This is a genomic window from Pseudomonas fluvialis (assembly GCF_014207935.1).
Classification (GTDB): Bacteria; Pseudomonadota; Gammaproteobacteria; order Pseudomonadales; family Pseudomonadaceae; genus Aquipseudomonas; species Aquipseudomonas fluvialis_A.
In genome coordinates this window covers 210,924-234,211 of record NZ_JACHLL010000002.1, presented here as the reverse complement: position 1 = coordinate 234,211, position 23,288 = coordinate 210,924, and the positions used below count along the sequence as shown (strand labels likewise).

20 protein-coding genes are annotated in these 23,288 nt (G+C 61.4%); all 20 read left to right on the top strand.

Annotated features, from left to right (window positions below; all coding sequences use genetic code 11):
* Positions 1-44 precede the first annotated feature (44 nt).
* Entirely contained in the window at positions 45-2,867 is a 2,823-nt protein-coding gene (locus tag HNP49_RS06155; protein ID WP_184681557.1) for a tetratricopeptide repeat protein, read from the top strand.
* On the top strand, positions 2,864-3,637 hold the full coding sequence (gene rfbF, locus HNP49_RS06150) for a glucose-1-phosphate cytidylyltransferase (RefSeq protein ID WP_184681555.1): 774 nt from the start codon (positions 2,864-2,866) through the stop codon (positions 3,635-3,637). Before HNP49_RS06155 ends, rfbF begins: the two co-directional genes overlap by 4 nt.
* Positions 3,619-4,701: a CDP-glucose 4,6-dehydratase gene (rfbG, locus tag HNP49_RS06145; RefSeq protein ID WP_184681554.1), complete on the top strand. Its 1,083-nt coding sequence runs from the start codon at positions 3,619-3,621 to the stop codon at positions 4,699-4,701. The genes rfbF and rfbG overlap by 19 nt, the downstream gene beginning before the upstream one ends.
* Positions 4,698-5,258: a dTDP-4-dehydrorhamnose 3,5-epimerase family protein gene (locus HNP49_RS06140; RefSeq protein WP_184681553.1), complete on the top strand. Its 561-nt coding sequence runs from the start codon at positions 4,698-4,700 to the stop codon at positions 5,256-5,258. Before rfbG ends, HNP49_RS06140 begins: the two co-directional genes overlap by 4 nt.
* On the top strand, positions 5,255-6,478 hold the full coding sequence (locus tag HNP49_RS06135; RefSeq protein ID WP_184681551.1) for a class I SAM-dependent methyltransferase: 1,224 nt from the start codon (positions 5,255-5,257) through the stop codon (positions 6,476-6,478). The genes HNP49_RS06140 and HNP49_RS06135 overlap by 4 nt, the downstream gene beginning before the upstream one ends.
* A 1-nt stretch (position 6,479) precedes the next feature.
* Entirely contained in the window at positions 6,480-7,376 is an 897-nt protein-coding gene (locus tag HNP49_RS06130; protein WP_184681549.1) for an NAD(P)-dependent oxidoreductase, read from the top strand.
* Between the two features lie 48 nt (positions 7,377-7,424).
* Entirely contained in the window at positions 7,425-8,195 is a 771-nt protein-coding gene (locus HNP49_RS06125) for a cephalosporin hydroxylase family protein (RefSeq protein ID WP_184681547.1), read from the top strand.
* 337 nt (positions 8,196-8,532) lie between these two features.
* On the top strand, positions 8,533-10,122 hold the full coding sequence (locus HNP49_RS06120) for a flagellin (RefSeq protein ID WP_184681546.1): 1,590 nt from the start codon (positions 8,533-8,535) through the stop codon (positions 10,120-10,122).
* Positions 10,123-10,412: 290 nt separating this feature from the next.
* A complete protein-coding gene (locus HNP49_RS06115) occupies positions 10,413-12,038 on the top strand; it encodes a flagellin (protein ID WP_184681545.1) in 1,626 nt (541 codons plus the stop codon).
* Positions 12,039-12,109: 71 nt separating this feature from the next.
* Positions 12,110-12,493 carry a flagellar protein FlaG gene (locus HNP49_RS06110; RefSeq protein ID WP_184681544.1) on the top strand — a complete coding sequence of 128 codons (384 nt, stop codon included), beginning with the start codon at positions 12,110-12,112 and terminating at the stop codon, positions 12,491-12,493.
* 75 nt (positions 12,494-12,568) lie between these two features.
* Positions 12,569-14,299, top strand: coding sequence for a flagellar filament capping protein FliD (gene fliD / locus HNP49_RS06105; RefSeq protein WP_184681543.1), 1,731 nt, complete (start codon positions 12,569-12,571; stop codon positions 14,297-14,299).
* A gap of 3 nt (positions 14,300-14,302) precedes the next feature.
* Positions 14,303-14,698: a flagellar export chaperone FliS gene (gene fliS / locus HNP49_RS06100; RefSeq protein ID WP_184681542.1), complete on the top strand. Its 396-nt coding sequence runs from the start codon at positions 14,303-14,305 to the stop codon at positions 14,696-14,698.
* 69 nt (positions 14,699-14,767) lie between these two features.
* Positions 14,768-15,148: a flagellar export chaperone FliS gene (fliS, locus tag HNP49_RS06095; RefSeq protein ID WP_184681541.1), complete on the top strand. Its 381-nt coding sequence runs from the start codon at positions 14,768-14,770 to the stop codon at positions 15,146-15,148.
* A 14-nt stretch (positions 15,149-15,162) separates the two neighbouring features.
* A complete protein-coding gene (gene fliT, locus HNP49_RS06090; RefSeq protein WP_184681540.1) occupies positions 15,163-15,456 on the top strand; it encodes a flagellar protein FliT in 294 nt (97 codons plus the stop codon).
* A 222-nt stretch (positions 15,457-15,678) separates the two neighbouring features.
* Entirely contained in the window at positions 15,679-17,157 is a 1,479-nt protein-coding gene (locus HNP49_RS06085) for a sigma-54 dependent transcriptional regulator (protein ID WP_184682505.1), read from the top strand.
* 162 nt (positions 17,158-17,319) lie between these two features.
* On the top strand, positions 17,320-18,531 hold the full coding sequence (locus HNP49_RS06080) for an ATP-binding protein (RefSeq protein ID WP_184681539.1): 1,212 nt from the start codon (positions 17,320-17,322) through the stop codon (positions 18,529-18,531).
* A 5-nt stretch (positions 18,532-18,536) separates the two neighbouring features.
* Positions 18,537-19,958 carry a sigma-54-dependent response regulator transcription factor FleR gene (fleR, locus tag HNP49_RS06075; RefSeq protein WP_184681537.1) on the top strand — a complete coding sequence of 474 codons (1,422 nt, stop codon included), beginning with the start codon at positions 18,537-18,539 and terminating at the stop codon, positions 19,956-19,958.
* 144 nt (positions 19,959-20,102) lie between these two features.
* Positions 20,103-20,432, top strand: coding sequence for a flagellar hook-basal body complex protein FliE (gene fliE, locus HNP49_RS06070; protein ID WP_184681535.1), 330 nt, complete (start codon positions 20,103-20,105; stop codon positions 20,430-20,432).
* An 8-nt stretch (positions 20,433-20,440) separates the two neighbouring features.
* A complete protein-coding gene (gene fliF, locus HNP49_RS06065) occupies positions 20,441-22,240 on the top strand; it encodes a flagellar basal-body MS-ring/collar protein FliF (protein WP_184681534.1) in 1,800 nt (599 codons plus the stop codon).
* Positions 22,233-23,249, top strand: a complete 1,017-nt coding sequence (gene fliG, locus HNP49_RS06060) for a flagellar motor switch protein FliG (protein ID WP_184681532.1) — start codon at positions 22,233-22,235, stop codon at positions 23,247-23,249. Before fliF ends, fliG begins: the two co-directional genes overlap by 8 nt.
* Positions 23,250-23,288: the final 39 nt, after the last annotated feature.

The following is a 23,288-nucleotide window of genomic DNA, read 5'->3' as shown; positions in this document are numbered from 1 at the left end:
CTCCTCAACTGACGCGCAGCGCTGGAAAGTTGACGGAAGAGGTTATGCAGGTAGACACGGATTGGCTGGTCGAGTTTTTCCGCAAGCAGGCCCGCCTCGGCTTCGAAGAAGGCGATTTCACTCGGGTGCGCAATTGTTGCCGTGGCGTACTGCAGCGTGTGCCGACGGATGTCGAGGCCTGGACGCTGCTCGGCGAGGCCGCCCTGGCCAGCCATGACAGTGCTACGGCAATACACGCTTTCGAGCGTTTGCTGGAGCTGCAGCCCGAGACCGCCGAACACGCCTTGCGGCTAGGCAAGGCAGCTTTGCAGCTGCAGGACTGGCCAGCGGCAATTGCGGCCCTGGAACAGACACTGGAACTGCAGCCAGACAATGCCGAGGCGCTGCAGGCACTGGCTCTGGTGCAGCAGCTGCAGGCCCGCCTGCAAACGCTGGAGCAGCTGCCTGCCGCGGCACCGCGGCGCAATGATCCCTGCCCCTGCGGCAGCGGCCTGAAATACAAGAAGTGCTGTCTGGCCAAGAGTTCCCAGCAGCTGATGCTGCAGCGCTTGCAGCAGGCCTTTGCCGATGGTGAGTGGAGCACCGTGGTGTCGCTGGCCGATGAGCTGCCCCAGTTGACGGCGATTGCCCAGCGTTCTCTGGCTTTGGCTCGCTACCAATTGAGCCAGCGAGGGCCGGCCTATCCCCTGATCAAGCAGGCCATCAGCGAATTTCCCGACGATCTCGAGCTGCGTGCCGCCCAGGCAGATCTGGAGCTGGACTATTCGTTAGGCGGCGCCAAAGCGTTGGCTGAATCGGTCCTCGAGGCCCAGCCGGACAACTGGCGGGCGGCTCTGGTTCTGGCAGCTTGCCACGCGCGTGCCGGGGACCCTGGGCTTTCCGAGCTGGTCTTGCGTGAGCTGATCAGTCACAACCCTAATTGCGACATGGCCTGGCAGCGCCTCAGCCACTTCCTGCGCAAGTTCGGCCGCGTCGCGGATGATCTGGAACTCGGCCGGCAATGGACAGAGCGTTGCCCGCAGAATGCGGAGGCCTGGACGCAATGGGGAATGAGTCTGGTCATGGCCGACCACGCCGAGCAGGCACGTCCGGTCCTGCAACAGGCGTTGACCCTGGATGCCAATCAGCACGAGGCCTGGTGTTGGCTGGGCATGTCCTTCCAGAATCGCAAGGAACCCCAGCAGGCTCTGGGCTACCTGGCCCACGGCCTGCAGCTCAAACCCGACTATCAGGGCGGCTGGAACATGCTGGGCGGCGTGTATCAGTCGGTTGGGCGTCAGCACGAGGCCGAAGGCTGCTTCATGCGGGCACTGGCTATTGCACCGGATCAGGCTTATGCCTGGAACAACCTGGCCAATACCTATCTGGATGCCTTGCTGCTCGAGGAAGCCGAGCGGGTCATGCACGTGGCGATCGACCTGGCGCCGGATGAGCCGAACCTGTGGAACAACCTGGGCAACATTCTGAGTGCCGCTCGCCGCCTCAAGGACGCCCAGGAGGCTTATCGGCAGGTGCTGGAGGTGGCGCCGGACTATCGTCCGGTCCTCGCCAACCTGGCCGGCGTGGAATCGCATTTCGGCAATCTGGATCGAGCCATCGAGCTGCTGCGCATCATCATCGACAGTCCGCAGGCCTGGACCAATATCCTGTTTTTCGCCAACTACCACCCGGACTGGAGCGGCGAGCAGGTGTTTGCCCTTTATCAGGAAGTGGCCAAGCGCCTGCCGGCCAGGCGTTACTTCGATTATGCCAATGCGCTGACCAGCAACCGGCGCTTGCGTATTGGCTATGTCTCTCCGGACTTCCGGCACCACGTCTGTGCCCAGTTCATCGAGCCGCTGCTGGCCAACCACAACAAGTCGCTGGTCGAGGTGTATGCCTACTCGCTGGTCAAGCGCGAGGATCAGGTGACCGAGCGTTTCATGGGCTATGTCGATCACTGGCGCCACTGTGTCGGCTTGAGCTACGACGCTATCGCGGAAAAGGTCCGCGAGGATCGCATCGATATTCTGGTCGACCTGGCCGGCCATACCGGTAACAACGGCTTGCCGATTCTGGCGCTCAAGCCCGCGCCCGTGCAGGTCAGCTGGTGGATGGGCTTTGCCTTTGGTACGGGGCTCAAGCAGGTGGACTACTTCCTGGCCGACGAGCAAATGCTGCCGCCTGGTTGTGAGTCATCCTTTGCCGAGCGCCTGTGGCGCATGCAGGCGCCAGCAGTGGCCTACCAGGCGCCTGAGCACATGCAGGTCGAGGTCACGGCGTTGCCGGCGTTGAGCAATGGCTATGTCACCTTTGGCACGCTGACCCGTCCGATTCGTCTGAATCACCGGGTGATCCGCGTCTGGGCCGAACTGTTGCGCCGAGTTCCCAATGCCAAGCTCATGCTCGACAGCATCCTGCTGCGAGATGAGAGTCTGCAGCAGCATTACCGTGCCCTGTTCGAGGCTCAGGGTATTGAGCCCGAGCGCTTGCTGATCGGTTGTACCTCACCGGCCACTGCGGCACTCTCGGCCATGGACATTGGCCTGGACTGTTTCCCGCACAACTCGGGTACCACGCTGTATGAGAGCCTGTGGATGGGAGTGCCGGTCGTCAGCTTGCGTGATCGGCCGTCGATGGGACGCGTTGGGGCGCTGATTCTGCACGGCGCCGGGCATGACGAGTGGATCGCCGATACCGAAGAACAATACATCGAGAAACTGGTAGCGTTGGCCAGTGATCTGCCAAAGCTGGCGGCAATCCGTGCGGGATTGCGCGAGGGCATGCTGGCGTCGCCACTGTGTGATGCTGCCGACTTCGCCAAACGCATGGAGGCGAGCTTCCAGCAGATGTGGCAAGACTACTGCGCGCAGGGAGAACAACAATGAAAGCAGTGATTTTGGCCGGTGGCCTGGGTACCCGAATCAGCGAAGAGTCGCACCTCAAACCCAAACCGATGATCGAGATCGGCGGTATGCCGATCCTCTGGCACATCATGAAGATGTACTCGGCGCATGGTATCCATGAGTTCGTGATCTGTCTGGGTTACAAGGGCTATGCGATCAAGGATTTCTTCGCCAACTACTTCCTGCACACCTCGGATGTCACCTTCGACATGCAGAACAACCGCATGGAAGTGCACCAGAACTACAGCGAACCGTGGAAGGTGACATTGGTCGATACCGGTGATGAGAGCATGACCGGTGGCCGCCTCAAGCGGACCGCGCATTTCCTGCAGGGCGATGAGCCGTTCTGCTTCACCTACGGTGATGGCGTTTCCGATCTGGATATCGGCGCCTTGCTGCGTTTTCACCAGGAACATGGTCGTCTGGCCACGGTTACGGCCGTGCAGCCGCCAGGCCGTTACGGCGCCTTGCAGCGTGAAGGTGATCAGGTCACCGGCTTCATCGAGAAGCCACGCGGGGACGGCGGCTGGATCAACGGCGGCTTCTTCGTGCTGTCGCCGAAAGTCCTGCCCTATATCGACGGTGAGGACACCACCTGGGAGGCCGAGCCGCTGGCGCGCCTGGCCAGCGAGGGTGAGCTGATGGCCTTTGAACACTCAGGCTTCTGGCACCCGATGGATACCCTGCGCGACAAGAACTACCTCGAACATTTGTGGCAGAGCGGAGCCGCGCCATGGAAACAGTGGTCCTGAATTCCGCGTTCTGGCAGGGCAAGCGGGTCCTGCTGACCGGTCACACCGGCTTCAAGGGCAGCTGGCTGGCTCTCTGGCTGGAGCAGCTTGGCGCACAGGTCACCGGGTTCGCCCTGGCGCCACCGACCCAGCCCAGCCTCTATGAATTGGCGCGTGTCGGTGAAGGCATCAGCAGTCACATTGGCGATCTGCGAGATCTCGCGGCATTGCAGGCTGTCGTGCGGAGCGCGCGGCCAGAGATTGTCCTGCACCTGGCGGCGCAGCCGCTGGTGCGTGAAAGCTACCGCGACCCGCTCGGCACCTACGCCAGCAACGTGATGGGCACGCTGCACCTGCTGGAGGTGATGCGCGAGGTCGGCGGGGTGCGCAGTTGCGTGCTGGTCACCACCGACAAGGTGTACGCCAATCGCGAGTGGCTGTGGCCCTACCGCGAGGACGAGCCGCTGGGCGGGCACGACCCTTACAGCAGCAGCAAGGCCTGCTGCGAGCTGTTGGCGCAGTCCTATGCGGCCTCATTCTTCCACCCCTCACGTTATGCCGAGCATGGCCTGGCCATGGCCACCGCGCGTGCCGGTAATGTGCTGGGCGGTGGCGACTTCGCCGCCGACCGCTTGATTCCCGATGTGCTGGCGGCCTGGAGTCGCGGAGAGCCGGTGACCCTGCGTTATCCGCAGGCGGTACGGCCCTGGCAGCATGCCCTGGAGCCGCTGGCTGGCTATCTGCAACTGGCGCAGGGGCTTTATGAGCAGGGACCGGCGCTGGCCGGGGCCTGGAATTTCGGGCCGGCCGATACCGATATGTGCCGTGTTGGTCAGGTGGTCGAACATCTGGCGCAGCATTGGCCTGATTGCCCTGGCCTGCGTATCGAGCCGGCCGAGCTGCATGAGGCCGGCTTGCTGCGTCTGGACAGTACGCGGGCTCGGCAGCTGTTGGGCTGGCTGCCGCGCTGGGATCTGCAGCAGTGCCTCGCAGCCACGCTGGAGTGGCATCAGGCCTGGCGTGGTGGCCAGGATATGCGCAGCGTTACCTTGCAGCAGGTGGCGTCCTACCGGGGGCTGGCATGAGTGATCTGCAGTTGCAGGCGTTGCCGCTGCAGGGGCTGTTCAGCCTCAGGCACAAGGTTCACGAGGATGAGCGTGGGCGGTTTGCCCGACTGTTTTGCGAAGGTACGTTGTCCGCTCTTGGGCAGACCGTGCATATCCGCCAGATCAATCATTCCCGTACGGCATTGCGAGGGGCGGTCCGCGGCCTTCACTTTCAGTTTCCGCCGCATGCCGAGCACAAACTGATCACCTGCCTGCGGGGCTCGGTCTGGGATGTGGCGGTGGATATCCGTCGGGATTCACCGACATTCCTCTGTTGGCATGCCGAGTTGCTTGAGGCCGGCGATGGCCGCAGCCTGTTGTTGCCTCCCGGCTTTGCCCATGGTTTTCAGGCCATGAGCGAGGATGCGGAGTTGCTCTACCTGCACAGCGCGGATTACGACCCAAGCCATGAGGGCGGGTTGCGACCGACCGATCCGCGGCTGGCGATCGACTGGCCATTGCCCGTGCAGCAGCTGTCAGCTCGTGACAGTCAGCACATGTTGCTGGATGAATCATTTCAAGGAGTCTGTCTATGAAGTGTCGTGGTTGCAGCGCGGAGTTGCGTCTGCCACTGATCGATCTGGGGACGGCGCCGCCGTCCAACGCCTATCTGCGGCGCGAACAGTTGGATCAGGCGGAGTCCTGGGTGCCGTTGCGGGCGCTGGTCTGTGAGCACTGCTGGCTGGTGCAGACCGAGGACTATCGCGCTGCGGATAGCCTGTTCGATGCCGAGTATGCTTACTTCAGCTCGTTCTCCAGTACCTGGCTGGCTCACGCCGAGCGTTATGTGGCGCAGATGGTCGAGCGTTTTGCCCTGACGCCAGATTGTCGCGTGGTGGAGGTGGCCGCCAACGATGGCTATCTGTTGCAGTACGTGGCCCAGCGCGGCATTCCCTGTCTGGGCATTGAGCCAACGGCCAGCACGGCCCGGGCGGCCCGCGAGAAAGGCTTGCAGATCCGTGAGTTGTTCTTTGGCCGGGAGACCGCACAGGCGCTGCGTGAAGAGGGGTGGGCTGCTGACCTGATGGCAGCCAACAACGTGCTGGCCCATGTGCCGGATATCAATGATTTTCTCCAGGGCTTTGCCGGATTGCTCAAACCGACCGGTGTGGCCACCTTCGAGTTCCCCCATCTGCTGTGCCTGATGGCCGAGAGCCAGTTCGATACGCTGTATCACGAACACTACTCCTACCTGTCGCTGACGGCGGTCAGGGCTCAACTGGAGCGCAATGGCCTGCGGCTGTTTGATGTCGAGCAATTGCCGACTCACGGTGGCTCGCTGCGCATTTATGTGCAGCGCGAGGAGGGGCGTCAGCCGGTGAGCGCTGCGGTTGCCGAGTTGCTGGCGCAGGAAGCAGCGATCGGTATCTGTTCTGCGGATTACTACGCCAGCCTGGCGCCCGCCGCAGAGCGGATCAAGCATGACCTGCTGCGCTTTCTGCTCAAGGCCAAGGCCGAGGGCAAGCGTGTGGTGGGATACGGTGCGGCAGCCAAGGGCAATACGTTGCTCAACTATGCCGGTGTGCGCGGTGACTTGCTGGCCTGGGTGGCCGATGCCAACCCGCACAAGCAGGGCAAGTTCATGCCGGGCAGTCGAATCCCGATTGTCGCCCCCGAGCGGATCGCTGAGGAACGCCCGGACTATGTGCTGATCCTGCCCTGGAACCTGCGTGGTGAAGTGATGCAGCAGCAAGCCATCATCAAGTCCTGGAATGGGCATTTTGTTGTGGCGGTACCGCATCTGGAGCTGCACTGATATGGCCGTTGTGCTGGTCACAGGTGCCCGGGGGTTTGTCGGTAGGCCGCTCGTCCGGCAACTGCTGGAGCAGGGCCATGAGGTGCATGCGGTCACCAGTGCAGCATCCGAAGCGGACAATGCCGTGCACTGGCATCAATGTGATCTGCTGGACCTGGCCCAGGTAGCGGAGCTGTGCCGGCAGGTTCAGGCACGCCAGCTGGTTCATCTGGCCTGGTGTGCCAAGCCCGGTAGTTATTGGACTTCCCCTGATAACCTGCGTTGGGTGGGGGCTACGTTGCAGCTGCTTGAGCAGTTCCGCTTCCAGGGCGGCGACGCTGCGGTGGTGGCCGGCACCTGTGCCGAGTACGACTGGCGCACCGGTTTCATGCAGGAAGCCTTTACGCCCTTGCAGCCGACGACCGTCTATGGCCGCTGCAAGCGCAGCTGCAGTGAGTTGGCTGGGGTATTTTCCCAGTTGCACGACATGCCGGTTGCCTGGGGACGCATCTTCCAGGCGTATGGCCCGCACGAGGCCGCCGGGCGCTTGTTGCCTTCGGTGATTGCCGCGCTGAGCCAGGGGCAGGAGGCTCATTGTTCACACGGGCAGCAATTGCGTGACTTCATCCATGTGGATGATGTGGCCTCGGCCTTGCTTCACCTCTTGGCGGCACGCGCCAGCGGCGCGTTCAACATCGGTAATGGTTTGCCGCAGCGGTTGGCCGAGGCTGTCGAGTATGTCGCCGACCGACTGGGGCGTGCCAATCTGCTGCGCCTGGGCAGTGTTGCCGTCTCCCCTGAAGAACCACCCCTGCTGGTGGCGGACGTGCGCAAACTCAAGGCGCTGGGGTGGCAGGGACGTTTTGACTTGCGTGATGGATTGGATGACACCCTGGCTTGGTGGCAGTGCCAGGGCTGATGCTGGATTGGTTTCAGGAACTGAATAATTACAAGGCAGGAGAACAGTATGAAATTGACCGTCGATACCGATAATGCCGTATTGCTGCTGGAAGAGGGTGGTGTACAGCGTGAAATGCCGTTGTACACGGATGCCGCGTTTGAACTGCTTTCGCGTGAGTGGGTGCGCCTGGGTTGGAACCAGAAATATCCCTACTGTTTCTCCTGGATGGGCCGGCCCATCATCCAGCTGCCCGAGGACATGATCCGCATGCAGGAGGTGATCTACAGCCTCAAACCGGATGTGATCATCGAGACCGGCGTGGCTCACGGCGGCTCCCTGATCTACTACGCCAGCCTGTTCAAGGCCATGGGCAAGGCCGGTCGTGTTGTCGGGGTGGATATCGAGATTCGGCCGCATAACCGGGCGGCAATCGAGGCTCATGAGTTGTTCGAATACATCACCCTGATCGAGGGTAGCTCGGTAGCCGCCGAGATCGTCGAGCAGGTCAAGGCCCAGGTGAATCCCGGTGAGACCGTACTGGTGATTCTCGACTCCAATCACACCTACGCCCATGTCAGCGAGGAGCTGCGACTCTACTCGCCGCTGGTCAGCAAGGGCTCATACATCGTCTCCACGGACGGTGTCATGCAGGACGTGGCGATCGTGCCGCGTGGCAAGCCGGAGTGGGACAAGGATAACCCCTCGCAGGCCGCCATCGATTTTGCCGCCGCCACCCCGGCCTTTGTTATCGAGCAGCCCGCATGGCCGTTCAATGAGAGCACGTTGGCGCAGAATATTACCCATTGGCCAAATGCCTGGTTGAAACGTATCGGCTGAGGCATTTCAGGGATCGAAAAGGCGCTCTTCGGAGCGCCTTTTGTTTTTCTGCGTGATGGCGATTGTTGTTTCAGCACCGGGCAAATCCTGGCGGATAGGAGGCGGCAGGCTGCTGCCAGAAGTCCGGCGCAACAGCGGCAATTCATTGCCGCTTGTTGTCCCTGTGTGTTGACTAGTGCGGCTTTTTTATTGATTTACAAGGACTTTTAAAAGTTGGCATGGAATTGGCTCAAGTGAGGTTGTCGCACAACTCAGTGGCAGAGGGTCTCCTGTTAAGGACGCGGCCCGAAGTGCACAAGCTCAGGCGTACTTAGCAAATTCCTTGGAGGAATACACCATGGCGCTGACAGTCAACACGAACGTGGCCTCGCTCAACACACAGCGAAACCTAAATGCTACATCCAAGGGGCTGGATACCTCCCTGCAACGTCTGTCCACTGGCCTGCGCATCAACAGCGCCAAGGACGACGCCGCCGGCCTGCAGATCTCCAACCGCCTGACCAGCCAGATCAATGGCCTGAACGTGGCGGTGCGCAATGCCAACGACGGCATTTCGCTGTCGCAGACGGCTGAAGGCGCGTTGCAGCAGGCTACCGGCATTCTGCAGCGCATGCGCGATCTGGCTCTGCAGGCGGCCAACGGTTCCAACGGTGCAAGTGAACGCGCTGCCTTGCAGGGTGAAGTGGCGCAGCTGCAGCAGGAAATCAACCGAATCGCCGAAAGCACCAGTTTTGGTGGTCGCAAAGTACTGGATGGGACCTTTGGTTCGCAGAGTTTCCAGGTCGGTGCCAACGCCTTTGAAACCATCAGTGTGTCGATTGGTGCTGCCGGTGCCGCCAATATCGGCGCCAATCGCTTTAACAGTACGGTAGCGGCTACCACGAACAGCCAGGACGGCATCGCCGCCTCGGCAGTTGGCGGCTTTACCGACTACACCACGGCGATTGGCTATGCCAGCTCGCCGGCCACGACCGCAGGCCTGACGATCAATGGCAAGTTGGGCAGTGCCTCGGTGGCTTTGGCCAGCGGTAGCTCGGCCCGAGACGTGGCCAATGGTGTCAACTCGGTGTCCGATGCCACCGGTGTGACTGCCAGTGCCCGCACTGTGGCGCGCCTGGAAAACATCGGCGGTACCACGACCGATAACGGCACCATCAGCTTTACCCTGTATGGGGCCAATAACAGCCGTGTCGAGGATGGGGCGCTGATTTCCGCCAATATTGCGGACTGGGGTGATCTTTCCTCCCTGGCGGATGCGATCAACAAGGAAACGGGCATCACCGGGATTTCCGCCAAGGCCAATAGCGATGGCACCCTGGAAATGATCAGTGAGCGAGGCGAAGACATCCTTATCACCGACTGGGCGGCGGTGGATAGCACCAACACAGTGGTGACGGCCGATCTGCAGAACCTGGTGTTCAACGGCGACAACCGCGTGGATGACACGGTTGATGCCAGTGATCTGGTCGGTGCAGTGGCCAGTATCGTGGCTGGAGGGGGGGCTGTGGCCGTCGGTCAGGTGCGCCTGGAGTCGCCGGATGCGTTTGAAGTGGAGAACTTCGACACGATTACTCCGGCGGCCGTCAACGCCAGCGTGTTCAGCACCCTGGAGTCGGTGGCCACCATCGATGTCGGCACATCGATTGGTGCGCAGAATGCCTTGGGCATTCTCAACGGAGCAATTTCCAATATCGATAGCCAGCGTGCTCAGCTGGGTGCGGTGCAGAACCGTTTCGAGAACACCATCTCGAACCTGCAGAACATTGCAGAGAACGCTTCGGCGGCGCGCAGTCGGATTCGCGATACCGATTTTGCTGCCGAAACCTCCGAGCTGACTAAGAACCAGATCCTGCAACAGGCCGGTACGGCCATCCTGGCCCAGGCCAATCAGCTACCTCAGGCGGTACTCAGCTTGCTGCAGTCCTAAACCCGCTCGGGCGGAGGAGGGGATTCCCCATCCTCCGCCCGGAGGTTTATCCGGCGCGTCTGCTGGCGTCAAAACTTCCAAAATCCTGCTAAATTGCTTTCTCTGATTTTCTAACTGATTGATTTTCAATCGGATAAAAAATCGGAGATTTCTTGCTTTTCCTGCCTAAAGTTGATCTCGGTGGGGCCGATACAAAGGACGAATGCGAACTTACTGGGGCGTCTGAGCTAAAGCAGGCCCAAAGCTCGCAAGCTCAGGCACATAAGCTAGGTCCTTTGGAGGAAATCACCATGGCCCTCACTGTCAATACAAACGTTGCGTCGCTGAATACCCAGCGTAACCTGAACACCTCGTCCAAAGGTCTGGATACTTCGCTGCAGCGTCTTTCCACCGGCTTCCGCATCAATAGCGCCAAAGACGATGCTGCCGGCTTGCAAATCTCCAACCGCCTGACCAGTCAGATCAATGGTCTGAACGTGGCGGTGCGTAACTCCAACGACGGTATCTCCCTGTCGCAGACCGCTGAAGGCGCTCTGCAACAGTCCACTGGCATTCTCCAGCGCATGCGCGATCTGGCACTGCAGGCCGCCAACGGCTCCAACGGCGCCAGTGAACGTGCGGCTCTGCAGGGTGAAGTGTCGCAGCTGCAACAGGAACTGAACCGTATTGCCGATACCACCAGTTTCGGTGCCCGCAAGCTGCTTGACGGCACCTTTGGCTCGCAGAGCTTCCAGGTTGGCGCCAACGCCTTCGAAACCATCAGCGTGGCCATTGGTGGTGCTGGTGCTGCCAGCATCGGTGCTAACCGTTTCAACAGCAGCCTGGCGGGTACAGGCGCCAGTGCCACTCAGTCGCAGGCAGGCATTGCCGCCGCTGCGGTGAGTGAGTTCAGCACCTACCAGACCGACACCAGCTTCGGCTATGCGTCTTCCGCTGCGACCACTGACGGTCTGACCATCCGCGGCAAGCTGGGGACTTCCTCGGTGCTGCTCGCTGCAGGTAGCTCGGCCCGCGAGTTGTCTTCGGCAGTTAATGCCATTGCCGACTCCACCGGCGTGACCTCGACTGCGCGTACCGCTGTGCGCCTGCAGGCTAACGGTGGTGGTTCGTTCAGCAACACCGATACCGGCACCATCAGCTTCACTTTGTTCGGCGCCAATAACGCCAATGAAGATGCCGGTGTGCAAATTTCCGCCAATATCAGCGACTGGAGCGATCTGTCCGGCCTGGCGGATGCGATCAACAAGGAAACCGGCACCACTGGCGTCAGCGCTCGTGTTCTGGTCGACGGTACTCTGGAAATGGTCAGCGAAAGTGGCGATGACATCGTTGTCACCGAATACACCGCTACCGATTCGGGAACCAACGCCGTCGCCGCCGAAATGCAATCGCTGGCCTTCAATGGCGACAACGGCATCGCCGATGCGGCAGATGCCAGCGACACCGTAGGCGCGGCTCTGGATCTGACCGGTGATGGGACTAACGGTGGTGTGATTGTCGGTCAGGTGCGTTTCGAATCGCCGGATGCCTTCGAGGTGGAAAACTTCGATGATATCGACGGTGCGGTGACCGGCCCAGGTGCCAGCGTGTTCAGCAACCTGGAGTCGGTGGCTGATGTCGATATCAGCTCTGCCATCGGTGCGCAGAATGCGCTCGGTATCATCAGCAGCGCGATCTCGACCATTGACAGTCAGCGGGCTCAGCTCGGTGCCGTGCAGAACCGCTTCGAGAACACCATCTCGAACCTGCAGAACATCGCTGAGAATGCCTCTGCCGCCCGTAGCCGGATTCGTGACACCGACTTCGCGGCAGAGACTTCGGAGCTGACCAAGAACCAGATCCTGCAGCAGGCCGGTACCGCCATCTTGGCACAGGCCAACCAGCTGCCGCAGGCGGTGCTGAGTCTTCTGGGCTAAGCGGATAGGGGCTAGACTGCGAGAGGAGAAGGTGACTTCTTCTCTCGCAACCTCAATGTGAGGAGGTAATTATGGACGTCAGCTCAAGTAAGCCGGCGCTCAGCCCGATGCAAGCGACCAATCGGATGGCTGCGACTGAAGCGGCCGCCGGCCGTGTAGCGCAGGCTACCGGGGCGGTGGCGCCTAGCAGCAGTCAGGCCGTTGCGGCTCAGCCCGTGGTCGCCGAGGTCAGTCGTTCTCAGGTTGAGGATGCGGTGGCATCCATTCAGGAGTTCGTGCAGTCGGTCAAGCGTGATCTCAACTTCGCTGTCGATGACGGTTCGGGTCAGGTAATCGTCAAGGTGACGGACCCTAGTTCAGGTGATCTTATTCGGCAGATTCCCTCGGAAGAGGCGTTGCAGTTGGCTGAGAACCTGACGGAGGTTCGCAGCTTGTTGTTCAAAGCTGAAGCCTGACAGAAAAGGTTGGCACGGCTTTTGACTGTTTGCTCTCACGAGGAGCAAACAGTCATTGTTTTGACGAGGTGAAAAATGGCCGGTGTAACTGGGATTGGCTCTGGTATCGATATCAGCAGTATCGTCAAGGCACTGGTCGATGCCGAGCGAGCGCCCAAGGAGTCGCAGCTTGATCGACTCGAGCAGTCGACGACCTCGCGTATCTCCGCAATCGGCACTCTGCGTTCGGTGGTGGGCGAGCTGAGCTCGACACTGCAAAGCCTCAACAAGCTGTCTGCTTTTCAGAAACAGACACTGGTCTCTTCGAATACTTCGATTCTTACCGCAAGCAGCAGCTCCACGCTGACGGCAGGGCAATTCAGCTTGCAGGTGCAGCAGTTGGCCAGTAGCAGCAAGGTTGCCTTGCAGTCTGTCAGTGGTGGCACGGCGGCTACGTTTGGCTCGGGTGAGCTGACGGTCAGTGCGGGTACCTCATCGATCACGGTTGATGTCACTGCGGCGAATAACAGTCTCAGCGGCATTCGCGATGCCATCAATACTGCTGGCCAGAGCAAGGGCATTTCCGCCAGCATCGTGACCGATGCCAGTGGTTCGCGCCTGGTGCTCAATTCCACCAAGACGGGCGCTGGTAACGACATCCAGGTCAGTGTGACCCAGGACGGAGTGACGGCTGGCAGTAATGCACTATCCAGTCTGGCTTTCAGCAAAGGCACCGGCACTGCACAGTTGCCGGCGCTGAGCGCAGGCGCTGCGGCTACTTTCAAAACGGGTTCGTTGAGTATCGTTTCCGGCGCCGCGAATTTGAATGTCGCCGTCAATGACGGCGACTCCCTGACCACCGTGCGCGATGCGATAAACACTTCCGGGGCCGGGCAGGGCATCAGTGCACGGATCGAAACGGTCTCTTCGGGGGCTCGTCTGGTCATTGAGTCGAGCAACAGCGAGAGCCTGACGATTACGGCCAGTGATGCCGGAACCGGCACCCTGGGTGACAACTCACTGACGCTGCTCAATCCGGCGGCTGACGCTGGTGGGCGCACTGTCAGCGAGGCCAAGTCGGCATTATTCAGCGTCGATGGATTGTCGGTGACCAAGGACAGCAATACTGTCAGTGATGTCATCAGCGGCGTGACGCTGAATCTGGTCGCGGCACAGTCGGCTAGCGATATTGCCGATGGCAAGAGCATTACTGTTAGCATCGGTCAGGACAAGGGCAGTGTCCGAGCCAATCTGCAGAAGTTTGTCGACAGCTATAACAAGCTGGTGCAGAGCTCGAGTGAGATGACTGCTGTGGTACAGGTCGGAGAGGGCAAGGCCCCAGTCACCGGTCCACTGCTGGGCGATACGTCCATTCGCAACCTGATGAGTGGTTTGCGCAAGGAAATGACCCAGCTTGGGACCGATCTGGACATACGCTCCCTGGCCCAGTTGGGTATCACTACGCAAAAGGACGGCAAGCTGGCACTGGACGCCACTAAGCTGGATGCGGCGCTGTCTAGCAATTACGACAAGGTCGCCGACTTCCTGGGTGGCGAGGGCGGGTTGATGTCTCGCATGCAGAAGGTTGTAGAGCCCTACTCGCAATCCAGTGGCATTCTTGACCAGCGGCAGAAGGGGCTGCAGAGCACCCTGACGAGCGTTGACAAGCAGCGCGAAGCACTCGAACTGCGGATTACCAAGGTGCAGGAGCGCCTGCTGGCACAGTACAACGCGATGGACCAGTTGGTAGGTCGCTTGCAGAAAACCAGTGAAAGCTTGGCCAGCCAGTTGGCCAGCCTTCCGGGCCTCGTGAAGAAGGACAGCTAAGCCATGAGCAACATGCCGATTGATACATACAAGCAGGTCAAAACAGGGAATGAGGTAACACCCTATCGCGCAGTCCAGTTGTTGCTGGATGGCGCGCTTGAGCGTGTTCGTCTGGCCCGCCAGGCGCAGCAGGAAGGTAATGCCGATGTGCGGGGCAATGCTGTCGGTACTACGGTGACCATTCTCGGAGTGCTGCAGTCCAGTCTCGACCTGGAGCACGGCGGTGAAATCGCCGAGAATCTGGATGCCTTGTATGACTACATGACTCGTCGCCTATCGCAGGTGGCGCTGGATGACTCGCCTCGCCCGCTGGACGAGGTAGAGGCGCTGCTGCTGCGCATCAAGGGCGCCTGGGATGTTATCGAGCCAGAACCTCAGGTGGCTCCTGCGCACGCCTGAGGCTAAAGTTTTGCCCTCTGGCGCCGATATGCTGTTTGAACAGGCATGCATATCTCTGCAGGAGTCGATATGAACGCAAGGGCGGCCCTCAAGCAGTACCAGACCGTTAACACCCGCGTACAGGTGGACGACGCATCGCCTCATCGTCTTATTCAGATGCTCATGGAGGGGGCGCTCAGTCGTCTGCTTCAGGCTCGTGGCGCTACCGAGCGTGGGCTGATCGAGCAGAAAGGCCCGTTGCTCAGCCAGAGTATTGCCATCATCGGTGGTTTGCGTGAGTCGCTGGACCTGAGCACTGGGGGAGAGCTGGCAGAGAATCTGGCCGGGCTTTATGACTACATGTCGACTCGTCTGTTCCAGGCCAACATCGCCAACGATGTAGCGATGATCGACGAGGTGATTGGCTTGTTGCGCAATGTCAAATCTGGCTGGGATGCGATTGCACCCTGAGTTCGGGAGGTAGCATGAGTCCTGCAGTACAACAGCTGGAGCTGACTGGCGAGGCGTTGCGTGAGGCATTGGCGCGGCGTGACTGGCTGGCGATCGGTGAGCTGGATCGCCAGTGCCGCGAGGCCGTTGAAGCCGCGATGGTTGAACCACTGGATGCAGAGACCTTGCGCCTGCGCATGCAGGAACTCTTGGGGCTGTATCGGCAACTGGTGTCTACCTGCCAGCAGGAGCAGCAGCGCCTGGCCGGCGAACTGACCCAGCTCAACCAGGGCCGCCAAGGTGCCAAGGTCTATCAGCTATTTGGCTAATAGCCCTAGTCGACTTGACCAGCCATCATGGCTGGTCTTTGCTCCAAGTGCTTGTTCCCGCCTTTCAGCGACTTAGTTTCGCTGCTGATACAGCAAAAAAATCACGCCATTAAATTGACTAATGTCGAACTTTTGACTTAACTAGTGGCAATGTGCCGCTGCAGTGCTTTTTGCCTGAACACTGCCGCGCCTCCAGTTCTCCACATGAGTCAGAAGAATAAGATGTGGCGTGAAACCAAGATTTTGCTGATTGACGACGATGCGACTCGCCGCCGCGACTTGAGCGTCATTTTTACTTTCCTCGGCGAAGAACTGATCTGCTGTGACAGTGCCAGCTGGCAGGCGCATTGCGACGGCCAGGAGTCGTTGCGCGGGCTGCTCTGCGTGTTGCTGGGAACGCTCGAGAGCAAGGGCGGGGCGCTGGAGTTGCTCAAGGAACTGGGCGAGCGTGATGAGTTCCTGCCGGTGTTGCTCCTTGGCGAGCAGGTGCCAGGCGATTGGCCAGAGGATTTCCGGCGGCGCGTGCTGGCCAGTCTGGAGATGCCGCCGGGCTACAACCAGCTGCTTGACTCGCTGCATCGTGCCCAGGTCTATCGCGAGATGTACGACGAGGCGCGCGAGCGCGGTCGGCAGCGCGAAACCAATCTGTTCCGCAGCCTGGTCGGCACCAGTCGGGCTATCGGGCAGGTTCGGCAGATGATGCAGCAGGTTGCCGATACCGATGCCAGCGTGCTGATCCTGGGCGAGTCCGGTACCGGCAAGGAAGTGGTGGCGCGCAACCTGCACTACCACTCCAAGCGCCGCGAAGGCCCGTTTGTGCCGGTCAACTGTGGCGCCATTCCGGCTGAACTGCTGGAAAGCGAACTGTTCGGCCACGAGAAGGGTGCTTTTACTGGTGCCATAACCAGCCGCGCCGGGCGCTTCGAGCTGGCCAATGGCGGCACGCTGTTCCTAGACGAGATCGGCGATATGCCTCTGCCGATGCAGGTCAAGCTGCTGCGTGTGTTGCAGGAGCGCACCTTCGAACGGGTCGGCAGCAACAAAACACAGAATGTCGATGTGCGCATCATTGCCGCTACTCACAAGAACCTCGAGCAGATGATCGAGTTGGGCACCTTCCGCGAGGATCTGTACTACCGCCTGAATGTCTTCCCGATCGAGATGGCGCCGCTGCGCGAGCGCGCTGAAGACATTCCCCTGCTGATGAACGAACTGATCTCGCGCATGGAGTTTGAGAAGCGCGGTTCGATTCGCTTCAATTCCGCGGCGATCCTTTCCCTGTGCCGCCACGACTGGCCGGGTAACGTGCGTGAGCTGGCCAATCTGGTGGAGCGCATGGCGATCATGCATCCCTATGGCGTGATTGGTGTGGCCGAACTGCCGAAGAAATTCCGCTATGTCGAGGATGAGGACGAGCAACTGGCGGCCTCGTTGCGCGAGGATATCGAGGAGCGCGCGGCCCTGTCGTCCAGTGTTCCTCAAGGCCTGGTGCCGGGAGCCTTGCTACCGACTGAAGGGCTGGACCTCAAGGAATATCTGGGCAATCTGGAACAGAGCCTGATTCAGCAGGCGCTGGACGATGCGGGTGGGGTGGTGGCGCGTGCGGCCGAGCGCCTGCGCATCCGTCGGACCACCTTGGTGGAGAAAATGCGCAAGTACGGCATGGGTCGTCGTGACGACGAGATGGCCGACGATTTTTAGTCGGCACCCAGGCACAGCCCCCTGAAAAGGCCGAAGGATTGACACATCCTTCGGCCTTTGTTTTTAAGGTTTTGAAAAATAACGATATTTTTTTGGGCACGCAGATTGCTAAGTCTTGTTGTAACGACCGTCCTTTGACGCAAGCGACAAGAGAACACAGGCATGAATGCGCTGGTCACTTCCACTTCAGCCACTCCCGCAAGCCAGGCTCCCGCCGAGCTGGAAAGCCGTGCCAGCCTGGAGCAGGCCTTTGCGCTGTTCAATCAGATGTCCAGCCAGCTCAGCGAGTCCTATGGCCTGCTGGAGGCTCGGGTCAATGAGCTGAAGGGCGAGCTGGCCCTGGTGAGTGCGCAGCGCATGCAGGAGTTGGCGGAGAAGGAGCGCCTGGCCAATCGCCTGCTCAGCCTGCTCGACCTGTTGCCTGGCGGGGTGATCGTGATCGACGGTCAGGGTGTGGTGCGTGAGGCCAATCCGGCTGCCTGCCTGCTGCTGGGCAAACCTCTGGAGGGCATGCTCTGGCGCGAAGTGATCGCCCGCTGCTTTGCGCCACGCGAGGATGACGGTCACGAAATCTCCCTCAAGGATGGTCGGCGACTTTCCATTGCCACCCGGTCCCTGAGTGGCGAGCCGGGCCAGCTGGTGCTGCTCACCGATCTCACCGAAACCCGTCGCCTGCAGGATCAGCTGGCGCGCCATGAGCGCCTGTCGGCCCTGGGGCGGATGGTGGCGTCGCTGGCGCATCAGATCCGTACACCGCTGTCGGCGGCCATGCTCTATGCCAGCCACCTCAGTGAGCAGGCCCTGCCCTTCGAACAGCAGCAGCGTTTCGCTGGACGCCTCAAGGAGCGCCTGCATGAGCTGGAGCACCAGGTGCGTGACATGCTGGTGTTTGCCCGTGGTGATCTGCCCTTGCCGGACCGCTTGCCGCCGCGTCAGTTCTTCAGGGCTCTGCGCGAGGCCGCCGAGCCCCATGTTGAGGGCTTGAATGTGCGCTGGCAGTGTGAAGTGGAGCGCGGCGAGTTGCTGTGCAACCGCGACACCCTGGTCGGGGCGGTTCTCAACCTGATCGAGAATGCCATTCAGGCCGCCGGCCCCTCGCTGCGCCTCAAGGTGCACCTTTACAGTCGTGGCAGCAGCCTGCGCCTGTGCATCAGTGACAGTGGTGCCGGCATCGACGCGCTGACCCTGGCGCGCCTGGGCGAGCCTTTCTTCACCACCAAGACTACCGGCACCGGCCTCGGGCTGGCGGTGGTCAAGGCCGTGGCGCGAGCCCATCACGGCGAGCTGCAGTTGCGCTCGCGCCCGGGGCGCGGCACCTGCGCCACTCTTATTCTGCCGCTGATCCCCGCGGCCCAGACGATTGCTCAGGAGTAATCCGCATGCCTGCCAAAATTCTGCTGGTCGAAGACGACCGCGCCCTGCGTGAAGCCCTGGCCGATACCCTGAGCCTGGGTGGCCATGATTACCGGGCCGTGGATTGTGCCGAGTCGGCTCTGGTTGCCCTGGGTGAAGAGAGTTTCAGCCTGCTGATCAGCGACGTGAACATGCCGGGCATGGATGGCCATGAGCTGCTGGCGCTGGCGCGCCAGCGCTATCCGATGCTGCCGGTGCTGCTGATGACGGCCTATGGCGCCGTCGAGCGGGCAGTGCAGGCCATGCGACTGGGCGCGGCAGACTACCTGGTCAAGCCGTTCGAGCCGAAGGTGCTGCTCGAGCTGGTCAACCGTCATGCCCTGGGTCAGCTTGGCAGTAGCGCCAGCGAAGGACCGGTGGCGCTGGAACCGGCTAGCCGTCAGTTGCTCGATCTGGCCGCGCGGGTGGCGCGCAGCGAATCCACGGTGCTGATCTCGGGGGAATCGGGGACGGGTAAGGAAGTGCTGGCGCGCTACATTCACCAGCAGTCGCCGCGCGCCAACAAACCGTTCATTGCCATCAACTGTGCGGCAATCCCGGACAACATGCTTGAGGCGACCCTGTTCGGTCACGAGAAAGGGGCTTTTACCGGTGCCATAGCCAGTGCACCGGGCAAATTCGAGCTGGCTGACGGTGGCACCATTCTGCTTGACGAGATTTCCGAGATGCCACTAGGGCTGCAGGCCAAGCTGCTGCGTGTACTGCAGGAGCGCGAGGTCGAGCGGGTCGGGGCGCGCAAGCCGATCAGCCTGGATATCCGCGTGCTGGCCACCACCAACCGCGATCTGGCGGGCGAGGTGGCGGCCGGGCGCTTCCGCGAAGACCTCTACTATCGTCTGTCGGTCTTCCCGCTGGCGTGGCGTCCGCTGCGTGAGCGTCCCGCCGATATTCTGCCGCTGGCCCAGCGCCTGCTCGGCAAACACGTCAAAAAAATGAATCATGCCCCGGTCAACCTTTCGCCAGCGGCGCAGCAGGCGCTGGTGCAGCACGCCTGGCCGGGCAATGTGCGCGAACTGGACAACGCCTTGCAGCGTGCCCTGATCCTGCAGCAGGGCGGACTGATTCAGCCCGAGGACCTGTGTCTGCATGCGCCGATCGGCCTCAATCAGGCAGTACCTGTGCCGCCGCCGGTTCTTCAGGTGGTGTCGTCGCCGGTGGTGCCCGTCAGCCATGAGGTGGCGCTGCCGGCCAGCGCCGATGCCGGTGGCCTGGGCGAGGACCTGCGCCGCCGCGAGTTCCAACTGATCATCGATACCCTGCGGGCCGAGCGCGGTCGTCGCAAGGAGGCCGCCGAGCGGCTGGGTATCAGTCCGCGTACCCTACGTTACAAGCTGGCGCAGATGCGCGATGCCGGGCTGGACGTGGAAGGTTATCTGTTCGCCAGCTGAGTGCCAGCGGGCGGTTTGGACAAGGCGCGCTCCTTCGGGGCGCGCCTTTTTCATGGGCGCTAGGAGGCTGGCACCCTTGTTGCAATCTCTCCTGTATCGAGTCGCGCAGCGTCAAAAAAATCGCGACCATGGAGGTAGAACATCATGAGTCAGGGTGTCGAGTTCAATCGCCTGATGTTGGAAATGCGAGCCATGCAGATGGATGCCATGGCCCGTCCGAAGCCGACTGCGGCGCCGCAGGAAGCCGGTGCGCCGAGCTTTGCCGAGATGCTGGGCAGCGCGGTGAACAAGGTCAGCGAAACGCAGAATGCGGCCAGCGAGATGGCCAGCGCCTTCGAGATGGGGCAGAAGGGCATCGACCTGACGGACGTGATGATCGCTTCGCAGAAAGCCAGCGTATCCTTCCAGGCCATGACCCAGGTGCGCAACAAGCTGGTTCAGGCGTATCAAGACATCATGCAGATGCCGGTCTGAGGTGAATCATGGCTGAAGCAGTCGCGGGTAACGTACCGGCCAAGATCGATGATGCAGCGGACAAGAAGCCGCTGTTCGGTCTGGTCTTCCTGGAAAACCTCGCCGCCATGTCCATGCTGCGCCAGATCGGCCTGCTGGTCGGTCTGGCCGCCAGTGTGGCGATCGGTTTCGCTGTGGTGCTGTGGTCGCAGCAGCCGGACTGGCGCCCGTTGCAGGCCAACCTGGCCGGCGGTGACACCGCGCAGGTGGTCGATGCGCTGACGGCTGCCGATATCGCCTACACCATCGAACCCAACTCCGGCGCCCTGCTGGTGAAGAACGAGGACTTGGCGCGGGCTCGCCTCAAGCTGGCGGCTGCCGGAGTAGCGCCCAGCGATGGCTCGGTCGGCTTCGAGATTCTCGACAAGGATCAGGGGTTGGGTTCCAGCCAGTTCATGGAAACCACCCGCTATCGTCGCGGCCTGGAAGGCGAGCTGGGGCGTACCATCAGCAGCCTCAACAACGTCAAGGCGGCGCGCGTCCATCTGGCCATTCCGAAGAGTTCGGTGTTCGTCCGTGATGAGCGCAAGCCCAGTGCTTCGGTGCTGGTCGAGGTCTACCCCGGGCGTACCCTGGAGCCGAGCCAGGTGCTGGCGATCGTCAACCTGGTGGCTACCAGCGTGCCGGAACTGGACAAGTCGCAGGTCACGGTGGTCGACCAGAAGGGCAACCTGCTGTCCGACCAGCAGGAAATGTCCGAGCTGACCATGGCCGGCAAGCAGTTCGACTACAGTCGCCGCGTCGAGGGCGTGCTGACCCAGCGCGTGCACAGCATTCTCCAGCCGGTACTCGGCGAGGGCCGCTACAAGGCGGAAATCTCCGCCGATATCGATTTCAGTGCGGTGGAGTCCACCGCCGAAATGTTCAACCCCGACCAGCCGGCGCTGCGCAGCGAGCAGTTGCTCAAGGAGCAGCGCCAGAGCGGCCTGCCGCCCCAAGGCGTGCCGGGTGCGCTGTCCAATCAGCCGCCGGGCGCCGCTGCGGCCCCCGAACAAGCGGCGGCTGCTCCTGCTCCGCCTGGACCCATTGCTGCCGGCCAGCCGCTGCTCGATGCCAATGGCCAGCAGGTGATGGACCCTGCGACCGGTCAGCCCATGCTGGCACCTTACCCGGCGGACAAGCGTGATCAGACCACGCGAAACTTTGAGCTGGACCGTTCGATCAGCCACACCAAACAGCAGCAGGGCCGCCTCAAGCGCCTGTCGGTGGCCGTGGTGCTGGATGACAAGGTGGCGATCAATGCCGAGACCGGTGAAGTCACCCGTACGCCCTGGGTGGCGGCCGATATCGAGCGTTTCAAGCGCCTGGTACAGGACGCCGTGGGCTTCGATGCCAGTCGTGGCGACAGTGTCAGCGTGATCAATGCAGCCTTCACCGATCAGCAGGAGGAAATCTTCGAGGTTCCCTTCTATTCGCAGCCCTGGTTCTGGGACATCATCAAGCAGGTGCTGGGCATTCTGTTCATCCTGGTGCTGGTGTTCGGTGTGCTGCGTCCTGTGCTCAATACCATCATCAGTGGCGGCAAGCCTGGCGCCGCGGGTGCTGCCGGCGGTCGGGGCGGCGATGTGGAACTGGGTGACATGGGTGGCATCGGTGGCGTCGGTGGCCTGTCCGAGGATCGGGTCAGCCTTGGCGGCCCGGCGAGCATCCTGCTGCCGAGCCCTAGCGAGGGCTACGATGCCCAATTGAATGCCATCAAGAGCCTGGTTGCCGAAGACCCGGGCCGGGTGGCGCAAGTCGTGAAAGAGTGGATCAACGCCGATGAGTGATAATCGCGCCCCAGCCAAGCTGAACAAGGTCGACAAGGCCGCCATTCTCCTGCTCTCGCTCGGCGAGACCGATGCCGCGCAGGTGCTGCGCCATATGGGGCCCAAGGAAGTGCAGCGGGTCGGCGTGGCCATGTCGCAGATGCGCAATGTGCAGCGCGAACAGGTCGAGCAGGTGATGGGCGAGTTCGTCTCCACCGTGGGCGACCAGACCAGCCTGGGCGTTGGCGCCGACACCTACATTCGCAAGATGCTCACCCAGGCCCTGGGCGAGGATAAGGCCAACAACCTGATCGACCGTATCCTGCTCGGTGGCAGCACCAGCGGCCTGGACAGCCTGAAGTGGATGGAACCACGCGCCGTGGCCGATGTGATCCGCTACGAGCATCCGCAGATCCAGGCCATCGTGGTGGCCTATCTGGATCCGGACCAGGCCGGCGAAGTGCTCGGCCACTTCGACCACAAGGTGCGCCTGGACATCGTGCTGCGTGTGTCGTCGCTCAATACCGTGCAGCCAACCGCCCTCAAGGAACTCAATCAGATTCTGGAGAAGCAGTTTGCCGGCGGCGCCAACGCCACCCGCACCCAGCTGGGTGGGGTCAAGCGCGCGGCAGACATCATGAACTTCCTCGACAGCTCGATCGAAGGCCAGCTGATGGATTCGATCCGTGAGGTCGACGAGGACCTGTCGACCCAGATCGAGGACCTCATGTTCGTCTTCGACAACCTGGCCGATGTCGATGACCGTGGCATCCAGGCGCTGCTGCGCGAGGTCTCTTCCGAGGTGCTGGTGCTGGCGCTCAAGGGCGCCGACGATGCAATCAAGGAGAAGGTCTTCAAGAATATGTCCAAGCGTGCCGCCGAACTGCTGCGCGACGATCTGGAGGCTCGCGGGCCGGTCAAGGTCAGCGAAGTGGAAGGGGCGCAGAAGGAAATTCTCACCATTGCCCGGCGCATGGCCGAATCCGGCGAGATCGTCCTCGGCGGTGCCGGTGGCGAGGCCATGATCTGATCGCCGTCCAACAGGCCGTTTTTAACAACGGCCAGACGA

Excerpts from the sequence above, each read along its gene's own strand:
- HNP49_RS06155 (WP_184681557.1), top strand. The coding sequence starts at position 45 with ATGCAGGTAGACACGGATTGGCTGGTCGAGTTTTTCCGCAAGCAGGCC.
- rfbF (WP_184681555.1), top strand. The coding sequence starts at position 2,864 with ATGAAAGCAGTGATTTTGGCCGGTGGCCTGGGTACCCGAATCAGCGAA.
- rfbG (WP_184681554.1), top strand. The coding sequence starts at position 3,619 with ATGGAAACAGTGGTCCTGAATTCCGCGTTCTGGCAGGGCAAGCGGGTC.
- HNP49_RS06140 (WP_184681553.1), top strand. The coding sequence starts at position 4,698 with ATGAGTGATCTGCAGTTGCAGGCGTTGCCGCTGCAGGGGCTGTTCAGC.
- HNP49_RS06135 (WP_184681551.1), top strand. The coding sequence starts at position 5,255 with ATGAAGTGTCGTGGTTGCAGCGCGGAGTTGCGTCTGCCACTGATCGAT.
- HNP49_RS06130 (WP_184681549.1), top strand. The coding sequence starts at position 6,480 with ATGGCCGTTGTGCTGGTCACAGGTGCCCGGGGGTTTGTCGGTAGGCCG.
- HNP49_RS06125 (WP_184681547.1), top strand. The coding sequence starts at position 7,425 with ATGAAATTGACCGTCGATACCGATAATGCCGTATTGCTGCTGGAAGAG.
- HNP49_RS06120 (WP_184681546.1), top strand. The coding sequence starts at position 8,533 with ATGGCGCTGACAGTCAACACGAACGTGGCCTCGCTCAACACACAGCGA.
- HNP49_RS06115 (WP_184681545.1), top strand. The coding sequence starts at position 10,413 with ATGGCCCTCACTGTCAATACAAACGTTGCGTCGCTGAATACCCAGCGT.
- HNP49_RS06110 (WP_184681544.1), top strand. The coding sequence starts at position 12,110 with ATGGACGTCAGCTCAAGTAAGCCGGCGCTCAGCCCGATGCAAGCGACC.
- fliD (WP_184681543.1), top strand. The coding sequence starts at position 12,569 with ATGGCCGGTGTAACTGGGATTGGCTCTGGTATCGATATCAGCAGTATC.
- fliS (WP_184681542.1), top strand. The coding sequence starts at position 14,303 with ATGAGCAACATGCCGATTGATACATACAAGCAGGTCAAAACAGGGAAT.
- fliS (WP_184681541.1), top strand. The coding sequence starts at position 14,768 with ATGAACGCAAGGGCGGCCCTCAAGCAGTACCAGACCGTTAACACCCGC.
- fliT (WP_184681540.1), top strand. The coding sequence starts at position 15,163 with ATGAGTCCTGCAGTACAACAGCTGGAGCTGACTGGCGAGGCGTTGCGT.
- HNP49_RS06085 (WP_184682505.1), top strand. The coding sequence starts at position 15,679 with ATGTGGCGTGAAACCAAGATTTTGCTGATTGACGACGATGCGACTCGC.
- HNP49_RS06080 (WP_184681539.1), top strand. The coding sequence starts at position 17,320 with ATGAATGCGCTGGTCACTTCCACTTCAGCCACTCCCGCAAGCCAGGCT.
- fleR (WP_184681537.1), top strand. The coding sequence starts at position 18,537 with ATGCCTGCCAAAATTCTGCTGGTCGAAGACGACCGCGCCCTGCGTGAA.
- fliE (WP_184681535.1), top strand. The coding sequence starts at position 20,103 with ATGAGTCAGGGTGTCGAGTTCAATCGCCTGATGTTGGAAATGCGAGCC.
- fliF (WP_184681534.1), top strand. The coding sequence starts at position 20,441 with ATGGCTGAAGCAGTCGCGGGTAACGTACCGGCCAAGATCGATGATGCA.
- fliG (WP_184681532.1), top strand. The coding sequence starts at position 22,233 with ATGAGTGATAATCGCGCCCCAGCCAAGCTGAACAAGGTCGACAAGGCC.